The organism is Pseudomonas brenneri (genome assembly GCF_007858285.1).
Classification (GTDB): Bacteria; Pseudomonadota; Gammaproteobacteria; order Pseudomonadales; family Pseudomonadaceae; genus Aquipseudomonas; species Aquipseudomonas brenneri.
The window spans coordinates 13822-28031 of sequence record NZ_VFIL01000023.1; the positions used below are offsets into that span (position 1 = coordinate 13822).

At 50.5% G+C, this 14210-nt stretch carries 9 protein-coding genes and 1 pseudogene; 4 read left to right on the forward strand and 6 right to left on the reverse strand.

Annotated features, from left to right (window positions below; all coding sequences use genetic code 11):
* Positions 1-13 precede the first annotated feature (13 nt).
* The 3 genes from FJD34_RS27905 to FJD34_RS27915 all read right to left on the reverse strand — a co-directional run bounded on the left by FJD34_RS27905 (position 14) and on the right by FJD34_RS27915 (position 3714).
* Positions 14-1219 carry a type II secretion system F family protein gene (locus tag FJD34_RS27905; protein ID WP_090292546.1) on the reverse strand — a complete coding sequence of 402 codons (1206 nt, stop codon included), beginning with the start codon at positions 1217-1219 and terminating at the stop codon, positions 14-16.
* The gene (locus tag FJD34_RS27910) at positions 1216-2913 is read right to left on the reverse strand and encodes a GspE/PulE family protein (RefSeq protein ID WP_090293239.1); all 1698 of its coding nucleotides are present in this window, start codon (positions 2911-2913) and stop codon (positions 1216-1218) included. The genes FJD34_RS27905 and FJD34_RS27910 overlap by 4 nt, the downstream gene beginning before the upstream one ends.
* Positions 2914-3030: 117 nt before the next feature.
* The gene (locus tag FJD34_RS27915) at positions 3031-3714 is read right to left on the reverse strand and encodes a type II secretion system protein GspK (protein ID WP_223232767.1); all 684 of its coding nucleotides are present in this window, start codon (positions 3712-3714) and stop codon (positions 3031-3033) included.
* 1057 nt (positions 3715-4771) lie between these two features.
* Here FJD34_RS27915 and FJD34_RS27920 point away from each other — a divergent pair.
* Genes FJD34_RS27920 through FJD34_RS27930 form a run of 3 tightly spaced genes read left to right on the forward strand, consistent with a single transcriptional unit; the run spans position 4772 to position 9770 of the window.
* Positions 4772-8419: a hypothetical protein gene (locus FJD34_RS27920; protein ID WP_223232764.1), complete on the forward strand. Its 3648-nt coding sequence runs from the start codon at positions 4772-4774 to the stop codon at positions 8417-8419.
* Positions 8420-8442: 23 nt separating this feature from the next.
* Complete coding sequence (locus FJD34_RS27925) at positions 8443-9366, forward strand: RHS repeat domain-containing protein (RefSeq protein WP_090292544.1); 924 nt, start codon at positions 8443-8445, stop codon at positions 9364-9366.
* A gap of 2 nt (positions 9367-9368) precedes the next feature.
* On the forward strand, positions 9369-9770 hold the full coding sequence (locus tag FJD34_RS27930; protein ID WP_090292543.1) for a hypothetical protein: 402 nt from the start codon (positions 9369-9371) through the stop codon (positions 9768-9770).
* Positions 9771-10255: 485 nt separating this feature from the next.
* On the opposite strand, the gene FJD34_RS27935 is transcribed toward FJD34_RS27930, so the two are convergent.
* Positions 10256-10672 carry a hypothetical protein gene (locus FJD34_RS27935; protein WP_090292541.1) on the reverse strand — a complete coding sequence of 139 codons (417 nt, stop codon included), beginning with the start codon at positions 10670-10672 and terminating at the stop codon, positions 10256-10258.
* Positions 10673-11308: 636 nt separating this feature from the next.
* Entirely contained in the window at positions 11309-11983 is a 675-nt protein-coding gene (locus FJD34_RS27940; protein ID WP_197677879.1) for a hypothetical protein, read from the reverse strand.
* 444 nt (positions 11984-12427) lie between these two features.
* On the opposite strand from FJD34_RS27940, the pseudogene FJD34_RS28605 reads away from it, so the two are divergent.
* Positions 12428-13723 (forward strand): annotated as a pseudogene (locus FJD34_RS28605) (ATP-dependent nuclease); the annotation flags it as partial.
* Positions 13724-14102: 379 nt separating this feature from the next.
* On the opposite strand, the gene FJD34_RS28610 reads toward FJD34_RS28605, so the two are convergent.
* Positions 14103-14210, reverse strand: a 108-nt coding sequence (locus FJD34_RS28610) for an IS3 family transposase (protein WP_130926105.1), incomplete at its 5' end; no start/stop codon positions are given.

The following is a 14210-nucleotide window of genomic DNA, read 5'->3' on the forward strand; positions in this document are numbered from 1 at the left end:
CCGTTCCTTATTCTTAAATGTTGCTGGTCAAGCTCATGAGTGGCAACATAATCGCCAGCATGATGACGGCTACCAACGCAGTCATGACTAGGGTCAAAATGGGAACCAACGCAGCCATAAAGCGCTTGAGCGTACGTTGCGTCTCTTGGTCATAAATATCAGCAAGCTTTAATAACAGGCCACTCATCTTTCCTGTCTGCTCACCGACTCGAATCATTTGTACCGCCAGCTCAGGGAATACTCCCGTTTGCTCTAATGCATCGGATAACGATACACCTTCTTTAGTCTGCATAGCAGCCCGCTCAAGCCCCCCCTGAAATGCTCGATTACTGGCGACTTGTCGGGCAATTGTCATCCCAGACAACAGCGTAACCTTCCTCTCCAGCAGGGTTCCCAGAGTCAACGCAAAACGCGCCGTTTCAACACCTTGTAAAAATACACCTAAGACCCTTCGGCGTAATAGGTACGCATCCAGCCGAAGCCGACGACTTGGATCTCGCAACGACCGCACGATCCATCCACTACCGAGTATAACTAGCAGAACAAGATAAACTCCCCACTGCACGAGAGACTCCCCTGTAAAAAGGATGAGTTCAGTAATTAAGGGAAGCGCTACGTTAAGGTCTTTGAAAATGGGAACAAACTGTGGCACCACATACGTCATCAGCAACACCAATGAACCCAACACTCCCGCTACCAAAAACGCTGGATAGATCAAAGCGCTGACCAATTCGCCCCGCTGACTTTGAGCTCTTTCCAGGTAATGTGAAAGCTGCACCAATGTTTGCGCCAGCATGCCTGCAGCCTCGCCGGCACGAACTAGGCTAAGATAGAAATTTGAAAAGATACTGCTTTCTGACGCTATTGCTATCGATAACGAGCCTCCACCTTTGACGCACTCCTGAAGCCTGCCGATCAGTTCGCGAAGGGGGCGCTTTGCTGATTGGCGAGCTAAAAGCGCCAACGCACTTTCTAACGGTTGTCCTGCATCCAGCAGAGTGGCGAGCTGTTGCGTAAAGCGAACTACTTCAGCAGCCGACACTTCGGTTTTTCGAAACGGGGGCGCAAAAAAAACAGTAGCGACAGCGGGGCGAATTTCAAGAATCAAAAAACCATACGCCTGCAACTGAGTGATCGCTTTATCACGCGTCGCCGCTTGCAGCTGCCCACTTGAACGGCGTCCATCACGATCCAGCACATGATAGCGAAATAGCGTCATGTCACCACCGCGCTTTCATCCCGCGTTACCCTTAAAACCTCCTCCAAGCTAGTGACACCCGACAAGGCTAAACGCAGGCCATCCTCATAAAGGGTACGCAACCCATTCATACGTGCTGCCTGTTCAAGCGCGACACTGTCAACTTTGCCTATCAGTAACGCCCGGATCTCCTCTGACATGACAAGCAACTCGGTAACGGCCACACGGCCCTGATACCCACCATTTGAAGCATTCAGCTTAGGTCTGTACAGTTTGATTGGCCGGTCAAGGGTATATTGATCAAGCTTATGCTCAGCAATTACTGCATCTGGTGCGATAAAGGACTCACACTGAGCTGGGTCCAGTCTGCGTACGAGCCGCTGAGCCAAAACACCGCTGATAGTTGACGCCAGCATGTAACTCTCAGCTCCCATATCCAGCAGGCGTGCGAGGCTGGCGCAAGCACTATTGGTATGCAAGGTCGATAGTACTAAGTGTCCAGTAAGCGCTGATTGAATGGCAATTCGACAAGTCTCCAAGTCACGAATTTCACCAATCATGATCACATCTGGGTCCTGGCGAACAATCGAACGCAGTGCACCAGCGAAGTCCAAACCTATCCCCGGCTTGACTTGCATTTGATTGATCCCATCGAGTTGATACTCGACAGGGTCTTCAATCGTGATGATTTTTCTCTCGGGTGTATTGAGGCGCGAAAGGGCCGCATATAGCGTTGTTGTTTTACCTGACCCGGTTGGGCCTGTTACCAGCAAAATACCGTGTGGTCGCTGTAATAGGTCAAGAAAGCGTTTAAGCCGCACGCCTTCAAAGCCCAAATCAATGAAGTCGAACGCAATTGTTTGCCGATCCAACAAACGCATGACGACCGACTCACCAAAGCTTGTAGGCAGGCTTGAAACACGTAAATCTAGTTGCCGTCCTTGTACTCGGAAGGTAATACGCCCGTCCTGAGGTAGACGCCGCTCAGCGATGTCCAGCTTCGCCATGATCTTGATGCGTGAGATAACGGCTGCTGCTGAACTCACAGGAAGAGACTCCGCTTCTCGCAGCAGCCCATCCACCCGGTAACGCACAATCAAACGACTTTCGAAGGGTTCGATATGCACGTCAGAAGCAAGCAATTCAACAGCACGTTGTAGGATCAGATTGACCAGTTTGATCACCGGCGCTTCGGAGGCTAGATCCTTCAGATGATCAATATCATCCAGTTGAACAGCGTCATTGAAGTGATCGGTCAGTGATCCCAGTGCCGTTCGGCCTTGACCGTAAGAGTGTTCGATCAGTTGCTCGACCTCACTCTGCAATCCCACCAAAGGCTGCACTCGCAGACCAGTCGCATACTCAATGGCTTTGAACGGATAGTCGTTTTCGGGCCTTGAACCCACGACGTCAAGCACATTGTCCGCAGAAAACCCAACGGGAACTACCGCGTGGTATTTAAGAAAACGTATCGGTATCGAGGGAAGCTCTTCAGTCTCGTCTGCGAGCCCCCCCCCACTGTACCGGGACCAGCCCAGCACGCCAGCCCAAGCAGCGGCAAGGTCCGCCTCTGACACCAGTCCTAAACGGCCCAACAACTCAGGTACGGTAATATCAGGATGCGTGATGCGCATACGAGCCAATTGCTCGAGACCGTCAACACTCAACCGGCCTTGTTCGACGAGATGATTTATCAGGTTGGTGATGACATCCATTTCGTCACTCTGCCTAGCGTTCAGAGGTGCGTCCCAAGGGGTGGGACGCATCAGCTTTGTAAATGATAACAGTTTACGCCTTTGTTGGCACTCCGCCCTCTTTTAGAAGTCGACTGACTAACGCTCTTGCCAGCGGTAAACACGGTACAGTCCGCCCCGCTCTTGAGCAGAGCGAAGAGCAACGGTGGCAAGCAGTCTGGTCTTGAACCCATCTGCCAGCTCAGCAGAGGACTCAATACTGATCACGGACCCAGGGTTACTCACGACACCAAGCGGCACTTCGAGTTGTAAGGCCTGAATTAGTGGAGAGGCCGCAAATACTGGATCGGGCACACCCCTTCCACTCCACAAGGTGATGTACGGCTGGATTTGCTGATATAGGTCCACGCTGATCGACGTCACGTCCAAAAGCTCCTCCAGATCGCGTAATGGTTTAGCTACAACTCGCCGCTCCGAAAGTTGTTTGGTCAATGATGCTGACTGCTGCGCCGTAGCCCCCATAAACCGCAGCAAGTTGGAAAAATGCTCAAGCCGACAAAAATTCAGATCCAGCTTACCGTGCTCACTTCGTACGCTCAATGTGACGCGAATTCCGTCGAGATCGAATGAATGCTCCCCCCCATCAGCACCCAAGCTATCCTCGTCGCTCATAAGCATTTTTACGGCCATATTGACACCGCCTTCAGCTGCTAGCAGAGCGCTGCTGCGTTGCAAGTCATAATGACTTTGTCGATTTTCAAGTCGCAAAGAAGTAACCACGCCAACCATGAGTAAGCCAAGAATTACGGCAATCCATAGCACGAGAATCAAAGCCGCACCGCGCTGCCTAGCCATAACTATAGGGGTAGGAAAAACGATGCCTATAGGGCAGGTGGGGCCAATTGCATCACCTGTAAGATAAGGTGAAGTCTGGACGCTCGGATGTGGAAAAGCTGACCTCATTTACCGTTATACCGCCCTGGGCTTTTAATAAAATCAGCACGAGCGGCCACTTCACAGCGGCGGGCGTTAAAAGCTCACCGAGTGAAGGGGGGGCCGCTCTCCGTTGTGGCATATCCAATCAGTGGCCATCACAAGCTCACTGAGGAGCAGCGCGATCTTACTAGCGATAGCCACTTAATGGGTCCAATTGGATGCACCTTGTGGAAAAAAACAACTCTTCTGGCGTGCATAACAAGCTAATTAAGCAGATCGGCGTCCATCATGAGCAACGATTTTCACGAAAGCCTATTCGCTTGAATTTTAGCTGAATCAAAAAACCCATACATGCTAATGATTATCACTTGCGCTTTTTGTTACTGCTATGTTATTAAGGTCAAATTAATACAGGGAGTTTAAATGAAATGATGAGATTTTCCTCGACAGTGCGCGTTAACGCTAGGCCTTTTACTTTCTGCCTCCCCAGCCTGGGCGATCCCCAGGGGCATCCCTTTGTCGTAAACGCTCCTCAACCTAAAGGGATTTATGCCGCCAGAGGGTGGAGTCAGTTGATCCGGACAGCGGAAGCCTAGCCATCAACCATACGGTGATGCGCAAATGCAGGGGATGGTCCAGAAAAAAGTTAGAGAGCCGCATGTGTCAGCGCGGGAAAAGACCGAGTGGAAGAGCGTCAGTTTTCGGTTGTGAAATTTTACTTTTGACGATTAAAGATTTCAGGGGGGAGGGTGGTGGCCTGAACTAAATAACAATGTTATGAGATCTACACCCATAATAACCTACCTGCAGATTTGGCTCATGGAAATTAAATATAGAATGTAATTAATATTTACATTTTTGTTATATCTAGGTCTACACATTCCCACGCATCAAACCTTGCATGTTTGCAGGAGTAATGCCTCAAAAGGAGTTGAATTTTTTGATGAAGTCCAAATACCGTCCAGCACTAGTCTTACTAACTGCGTTGTCCTTCGTAAGCACAGCTACTCTTGCTGAAAGCGGTTCCACTATCGAGGATGTACTCCCTCCCAAGGAAGCTACAACAGCTGCCCAGATCGACAGCATTGATCCGCATAGTGGTAATCTAACGATTCGCCAGGTTGATTTGACACTACCTGGCCCAGCAGGAATGGATATTTCGGTTCACCGGATTTACAATCTCCACAGCCTGTCAGCAGGGTTGCTTGCTACCTATAGAAATAGCTATGAGTGGACCGCATTGGGATTAGGCTGGACCGTATCTGCCGGCCCGAAGATTACTATTCCAAACCGATACCGTATGCTCGGCCAGGGCAGCTCGATATACTGGGAGTCTGCCCTCAACAGTCTCTGTGCAGGAACTGGCTACCATGTCGGCCAAGGCATGGCCTACTCGGACCTTAACCTCAAGAAACCTGAGGGCGGCGATAGCTCCTTCTTCTGGAGTGCTCCTTTCGAGGCAAGAACACGTGACAACTGGAAACTACGCTGTGACAGCTACGCGCTTTCACTGACCTCGCCCACTGGGGTGATCTATGACATGGGGACCTACAGCAGCGACCGGTACATCGGCAAGTATCGGATGACACAGATGGTCCTAGTATTTGGTAACCGCTTCAGTGTTGGCCCAGAACTGAGCGAAACTTATTTCTTGCCGAAGAAGGCCACCGACCTGCATGGCAACTGGATAAGTTATGAGTACAGGAAGATAGGTTCCACGCCTGCAATCACCATCCCCGGCATATCCCGTGACGCAGACACCGCGCAGTCCGATCCTGGGTTCACTTCTCCCAGCGCAGTGTTGACGTCGATTAATTCAAGTGACGGACGCTTCATAAAGTTAAATTACGATCCCTCGTCAAACAAACTGCTTTCTTTGTCCGACAGTGCTAATCGAACCGTCCAGTACAGCTACCTTGCTGCTAGCAGTTTAAATTCGAATGTCCTCAATAAAGTGACTGACCCTGCTGGCAACGTGTGGGCCTATACCTATCAAGAAGGTGCTTATTTGGAAGGCTGGCTAACTGGACTTGTACCCATTGAGCCCCTGAATGAAAGCACTGCAAGCGCCAGAAAGCTAATTGGTATCCAATACCCCACGGGTGGCAAAACTAGCTACAGCTATACCTATAGCAACCTCGTCGCCAATGGGGGACCCGCTCAAAGTAGATCAGCCTCTCGCGTAGAGCGGGTGGCGAGAAAAACGCTATCCACGGGCGAGCAGTGGTCGTATCGCTACACCCGAGGTGGGCTCGGGGGAACGGGGGAGTACGACACAACTGACATCTCCGGTCCGGACGGGACGACGCATCATGAGTTCATTGGGCTTGGTTATTCGGGGAGTCTCAACGTTGCAGTGACTAATTACTCAAATAGACTTTGGCTCACAGGCCAGCCTGTAAAAACAGTATACCCAAATGGCGATTATGAAACGTTCAAATGGCAGCAGCGGCTTTTATCTGGCCAAATTAATTATGTGTGGGAACTCGGCCTTTCACAGGACCATCAAACTTGGGCACCAGCGCTGCAAGAGCATGTCATCTCGCGCGGTGGTGCGACTTACACCACGCAGTATTCAAACTACGATACCTATGGAAACCCAGGCAGTCGCATCGAAACCGGCCCTAATGGTGGCAATCGTACAACAACCTTGACCTGGTACAACGATCCGGTGAAATGGGTTATCGGAAAGCCTGTAGCCGAGACCTTCGCAGGAAGCGCTACAACACGTACTTTTTCTACCAGCGGCGAGCTACTTAGTGAAACCATTGATGGAGTAACTACAGCTTTTGCATACGATACTCAAGGCAATCTGGCCAGTAAGACCCTGCCCGGCAATCGTGTCCATACATATTCTAATTACAAATTCGGTATTGCACAGGCCGAAGTACAACCCGAAGGCATTAGTTTCACTCGTGTGGTGGATAACGTGGGCAACATTACCTCGGAGACCAACGGCGAAGGCAATACCACAAGGTTCACGTTTGACGGACTGGGTCGTATTACGTCCATGATCCCACCGCAAGGCAACATGCTGACTATGAATTATACGCCTGTCAGCAAGAGGGTTGTGCGCGGAACTATGATCGAAACGACTTCCTACGATCAGTTTGGTCGTGTGACTAGCGTCACGCTTGGAGGTATTACAACCCGCTATGAATACGATGCCATGGGCCGCCGCGCATTTGTCTCTGACCCAAGTGCTACTACTGGCAACCGTTATGTGTACGATGCGCTGGGCCGGGTGATCCGCATCACACATGCCGATAACACCGTTCAGACTATTGCATATGGTGCAGCCTCCCGTACCGTGACAGACGAGCGCGGCAAGGTCACTACCTACATTTACCGTGGCTACGGCAACCCCGACCAGTCAAAGCTGATGGGTATTATTGCACCAGAGCCGAGTGCTAGCCTGACGTTGAACCGAGACCCCCGCGATCTGGTTACTGTGGTCAAGCAAGGTCTTTTTACTCGCATATATGGCTATAATACGAATGGCTACCTGACCACTGTGATCAATCCAGAATCAGGCACTACGACCTACGGTCGCGACATTGCTGGCAACATGACTAGCAAACAGGTCGAAAAATCGGGCATTACCTACTACACCTACGACGGCCAGAATCGCGTTAAAAGTGTAAAGTCCCCAACCACTCCCGCCATCAGCAACTCCTACAGCAAGGCCGGAAAGTTAATGAGCAGTACTAGTACTGACGGCAGCCGTAGCATGGTTTACGATGTCGTCGGCAATCGTCTACAGGAAACTCTGACACTGGACGGAAAGAGCTTTACTGCCAAATATGCTTACAATGCCAACGACCATCTTATTAGCACCACCTATCCTCAATCTGGCCGGGTAATTAACCACACTCCCGATATGCTGGGCCGTCCCACCACCGTTTCTGGCTATGTCAATGAAGTAACTTATTGGCCCTCCGGCTTGGTTAAGCAAATCACTTACGCCAACGGTGCCGTCAGTAGCTATGAGCAAAATAATCGCCTGTGGCCAGCCAGCTTCACAACCACCAAAAGTGGTAGTGCCGCCTATCTCAGGAGTACATACACCTATGATGGCGTCGGCAATCTGTTGACCATCAACGATAGTATTGACAGTGCATACAACCGCACGCTCAATTATGACGACATCAACCGTCTGACTAAAGTCGCCGGGTTCTGGGGTGCAGGTAATTTTGACTATGATGGCGTAGGGAACTTAACCAGGCAGACTCTCGGTCAGGCGGTACTGAATTACGCCTACGATAAAAGTAACCGCCTGGTCGCTGTCAGCGGAGTGCGTGCCGAAAGCTTCGGATACGACGTTTTCGGAAATATAGTCAGTAGGCAAGGTAATAGCTATACCTACAACGACGTCCCCAATCTGGCATGTATTAACTGTGCACTACCTGCCAGTAAGATCGAATACATCTATGATGCACTCAACCATCGTAGCCGCATTACCAAAGCCGGTAACAAAACCTATGAGATGTACGATGCTTCAGGTAAACAATTGATTGAGCTTGAGGGCAATAAGCTCACTGAGTACTTCTATCTGGGAGATAAACGTGTTGCCCAGCGAGTGAGCCCGTGACTGGACGCAAAGGGAGAAATGAAATGGATGTGTTGAAAGAGCTTGGCCGCATGCTTGGAGCAACATCACTATGTACACTGATAATAGTCGACTTCGTACAGGCAGATACCGTCACATATTTTCATAATGACATCTCCGGCAGCCCTCTAGCCGCCACCGATACGGCTGGTAACTTACTGTGGAAAGAGAACTACAAGCCTTACGGTGAAAAACTGAATCGATCCTCGTCTAGTAACAGTAACAAGATTGGTTTTCACGGAAAAGCATATGATGACGCTACTGGCTTGGCATATATGGGAGCACGATATTATGATCCAGTACTTGGCCGATTCATGGGGATAGACCCAAAAGAAGTCAGCTCGAGTGAAATTCATAGTTTTAATCGATATTCTTACGCAAACAATAATCCGTATCGCTTCGTTGATCCAGACGGTCGAGAGGCTGTTTCTGTAGACAGTAGAAATAATCAGGCCATCGCCAGCATGATTAATAGTTATGCGTCAAAAACATTTGGCTTCAATAGTTCCAACAGATTGGAAGTGATTGGAGCCAACAACCGTTCTGGAGGCTCGGAGCATTACAGTGCACGACTTGAGCAAGCCATTTCTAGCAAAAATTCTATATATATCAAATTAGGATCTACCCTGTTCGATCACGAACAAGGTAGGGATGTTAATATTTCTGAACTTGGTGGGGCAGCAACAACTTCATATCGTGATGGTTCTGCCAATCTTATAACCGTTGGCAAAGAAATGACGAGTTATAGCGCTAAAGACGGGGGGACTATAAGTCCCGATCAAGGAGCTGGTCTAATGCACGAAATGGTGGGTCATGCTATTCCCCGTATGGTTGGGTCTGAGACAGGAAACGCAGTTTCGAATGAGAATACAGTAAGAACAGAAATGAAAATGCCACTTAGGGCTCCAGACCGGAATCACAAGGAATGAGTATGAAAACTTTTATGGGTAAATCATTAGCAGCAACTTTTTTCATCACAAGTCTGTTCGCAACCTCCGCGTTCAGCCTCGAACTAAAAAAATGGCCACTTGAGGAAAAGGTAGCCTCATCGGATTTCGTATTTATCGGCTCTGTCGTAAAAATAATAAAAAACAATCAAGATTTTGGCTATGATTTGGCAGTCACTACCCCAACTGAAGTGCTGAAAGGAACCCCTCCAACGGAGGTCAATATAATATTTAACGGGTCAATTCCGGAGAATCAGCCTAGCTGCTGTGATACTGGAAAAAGTTATTTGTTCTTTGTGTCAAAAAATCCCAAAGGGGATTACTATCCAGTAAACGGCCGCTATGGCGTTTATCCGCTGGGGGTAGCTACTAAGCCAGTCAGATAATAGCGGCTCGTCATAAAATGCGGACCTAAGTAGTTCATTTTTTTCGAATTTTTGACGAGTCTGATGTATGATAATTTATATTGTGCCGATGCTGCTTTTTACGGTTGAGTGTTCATATCCTGCGCCAACGATTGAGCACCAACCAAAGATGTGTCGAAAAGTTCGGAAGCTATTAAGTTAAGTTTTTATGATTAGGTGATAATAACTGTTGGACTGATACTCAAAGACTTCAATGGTCCGGGGAGTTGCAGTTGTTGCGGGATGGAGTCCCAACTGTAGTCTGGAATTAGGGTTGGTCGGCTCGATTAGCTATATCAAAGTTGGTAGCTTGTTGATTCTTAAGAGTAGATGAAATTCATAGACTACGTGTTGTCTTGGATGGCCTATTGTGCGATATAAGTCTTAAGGGGGGTAAGATCGCAATCAAAAACTTTGCGGTCTATCGATTTGCGTACGAGATAGTGCTGAGCTTCAATCCCTAAGCCTTAACGCAGAGCAAGCAAGGCCTGGAGCTTGGTGTTTGGGGGAGGGGAGTTGTCGAGCATCTCACGTGCAACAGCCGAATTCATAACGGTGAGACCTTCCAGAACCACCAAGTCAACGGTCACGGTTTCTTGGGTGCGTTCAATGCTGTCCATCAGGGCCTGCATCTGTTGTTGCAACTCCTGGATTTCCTTCTGTATCGCAGTCATGGACAGTTTGTCAGTACGACTCCTCCCCTGCTTGGCCTTTGCCCAGCCTCGAAAGCTTCGGAGAGCCTTGATTCGCCCTGAATGAGCGGTCTTAACTTCTTCGTATTGCGAGGGTTCTGCAAAAAATGCGAGCATCACAAAGCGACCACTGCTGGCCTCCTGAAGTAGGAGGTGGCCTTTTGCGGTTGGTTTGCGTATTGATTCGATCATGTGAACACCTCACTTGGCCCAACATTACCATTCTGAAATGGCAACACTTGTTTAGCTCAGTACGGGGCTAACTTCTTCTAGCACGCGCCAGATACTGATATCCAAACAGCGTTTGTTAATCTGTGAGAATTCAAAGGCATTCTCCCCTCCGTGAAAAGATAAAGGGGGTGCTAGACTCCTAGCGAGGTCTAGTCCCCCTAACCTTGCACCACCACAGCTCTGACCAGTCAAGACTCGACCCTCAGCTGGTCCAGGGCTTTATTTTTGAGGGCGCCGAGGTGGGTGGATTGGCACTCGGTGCCCGCGACTCTTCTCCTCAGCAATTGCATTTTTGGCCTCCTCTAGGTCGTATCGGTCAGCTAAGCGTTGCACCACCACAGCCCTGGCCAGTCAAGACTCGACCCTCAGCTAGTCCAGGGCTTTATTTTTGAGGGCGCCGAGGTGGGTGGATTGGCACTCAGCGCCCGCGACTCTTCTCCTAAGTAACTGCATTTTCGGCCTCCTCTAGGTTGTATCGATCAGCTAAGCGTTGCACCACCACAGCCCGGACCGGTCAAGACTCGACCCCTCAGCTGGTCCAAGGCTTTATTTTTGAGGGCGCCGTTGGTGAATTAGCACTTAGCGCCCCGTACTCTCCTACGCATCAGCATTCGTCCTCCTGATCCGCTTGGGTTTGGTGGGTGGAGCTGGGGCCGGCTCGTCCAATACGGAGGGGCTAGATGCCTGCTTAGCAACTTCAGCAGCCACAGCCGCCTTCTCTGCTTCTTTGAGGGCGGCCCAATGGGCATGGAGCGCTTCTATGTCTCCATAGGCACCGATCTCCGGAAGTCGCTCGATGAAGCGGCTATACAGGCCATCCTGAACCTTGCCGTGGTTGCGCATCCACTCGACCGCAGCGTTAGGATTAGTGAGCATCACGTAATGAAATTCACCGGAAGCGCCAGGCTTGGTCATGATGAAGTTTAGCTCCCGGAGCTTCTTCATCCGGCGACGCCAGGTGTCCACGGCCCGTTCCCCGAGAAACCCAGCTTCAGCCGCAAACGTGCTGGGGTTCTCGATCGTTATGACCGGATGATCGGGCATACGGGCCCATAGACAAAACAGCACGTGCCCGGCAGGCTGCCCCTTCGAGTCGGCGTCAATAATCTGCATGGCAATGGGCAGGGTTCGTGGAATCGTGCTAAAGCCGTCGTGGGTTTTTCGCGTCCATTTCAACGCATCGGGAATGTTGGGAAAGTGGACCAGCATCAGTTGCTGGGCACGTTCCGCCATCGTTAAGCGGCGTTTTGCTGACTGTTTTGCGTTGGCCATTGTGCAGCCCTTATCCGTTTTCTGTTGCGTCCAGTTTCAGGGCATCTGTTGACGATGGCAAACCGTCATTACACGCTCATATCGCGCATTTCTATGCACGCGAATGAACGTTACAGACCACTCAAATTCCTGATATGAGGCTAGTTCAGATAATCGAGTTGCGCGATATCGCGCATAAAATATTTATAACCTTATGAATTTCATGTTTTTGTTTCTGATTTTCGGTGCTCAGTTGTGCTGACTGTCCTCGGCGTACTCAGTGTGCTCGCCGTGCTGCTGGGTGTAGGGTGTGGGAAGAGGGGCATGGCGAGACGGGGGTAGCATCCATTTTTCGCACCTTAGGGCACGATCGCCTTCCGGACCTTGGAAGTCGTAGAGAGGAAGCCCTATTGCGCAATTCAGCTCATATAGGCTCTTATCCGCACAACACGGATGGAGACTTTCATGTACCTCGCTGAGCTGACTATTAAGAATTTCCGCAAGCTACGTGACGCCAAGCTGAAATTTCAGCCTGGGTTGAATGTGCTGGTAGGTCCAAACAATGTTGGCAAAAGCGCTGTAGTGGATGCGCTTCGGACCCTTCTCGCTGGTCATGACGAACCGTATCCCCGCCTTGATATCGCCGACCGGCACCGTCCGCTTGAAGGCGAGCCGGCTGGCGACATCAGCTTCCATTTTGTCTTTCGTGATTTAAGTCACGATGATGAAGCGGACTTTATCGCTGCGCTCAAGCCTGCTGCTGATAAGACCATGGAAGCCCATATCCATGTCCGCTATACCGACGCAGATCAGACAGGACGCTTCAGGGTGAAGCGTTGGTGTGGCGATCATCAGGACGTGGTCCTTACCTCAGACATGATGGAAAACCTCAGGGGCGTTTATCTCCAACCCCTGCGGGATGCCGCTCAGGGACTTCGACCCAGCCGCAACAGCCAGCTGGCACGTCTGCTTCACATGCTCACGGATGAACCAGGCCGTGACGCGATTAACCAAGCATTGAAGGAACTGGACGAAAAGCTCCAACAGACTGAAGCGATCCAGAACACCCATACCGCGATTTCGTCCCGACACGGCCTGATGATGGGTGATCAATTGGCACAGACACTCTCTGTTGGGCTTAGCGCGACGGACTTTCAGCGGTTATCTGCTCGGCTTTCCCTCACGGCTCAAGCAATGGAAATTGAGCAGAATGGCCTGGGTTTCAACAACCTGATTTTCATGGCGGTAGTGCTAAGCGAGCTGGCCAAGAATCCGGACTCCGCGTATCGCAGCTTGATTGTTGAAGAGCCGGAAGCCCATTTGCATCCTCAGCTGCAGCGCGTGTTGTTGCGCTACCTCGCAGGCGTGCCAACGAGCGAAGGTGAAAAGGCGGTGCAGCTGTTCGTCACCAGTCACTCCCCCAATTTTGCCAGCAACTCCAAGCTCGAATCCCTGGTGTGTTTGGTTGAGAACGATGCCGGCGTAGAGACCTTCTTCCCGCGCGACATCAAGTTTGGTAAGGGAAAACGCGAAAAGCTGGAACGCTATCTGGACGTGACCCGAGCCGAACTTTTTTTTGCTCGCCGGGTAATATTCGTGGAAGGCGCCGCCGAGCTCATGCTCGTCGATGCTCTGGCCACGCTCATGGGGCTAGACCTGCGAGAGTTCGGGGTCAGCTTGATCAGTGTCGAAGGACTCAATTTCGATTCTTTCCTACCTTTGTTCGGTGAAAACGGACTTCGGATCCCGGTTGCTGTCGTAACCGACGCCGATCCTTTCGAGGAGGAAGAGGCCAACGAGCTTGCGGAAGGTGCGCTGGATGCAGGTGACATCGAAGACATTCTTGCCGAGGCTGCGTATCTCGAAGAAACGGATGCCCCTGTCGCCGATGGTCCTGACGCGGATGATCCGTTAGCTGAGCCTGCCAAGAAAAAGAAGAAGCTAAAACGGAAAGAAGTCTACCCGTCGCTGGGAGACGAAGTGAGGCTATCGAGCAACACCGTCAAGATGAAGGAATCGGACGACGCTTTCGTCAAAGTGTTCCACGGTTTGAAAACGCTGGAATACGACCTTGCATTGCTTGAGGCGAACCGCGACTCGATGCTCAAGGCCTTGGCTGACCTGAATCGCCCCGGATTCTCTAGACACCTTGCAAGCTCATTGCGTAACGCTTTTCAAACTCTACCGGTGACAGCTGATTGTTGAAACCATGGCGGCGTTTTGCGTTGTAGAACATCTCGATGTAATC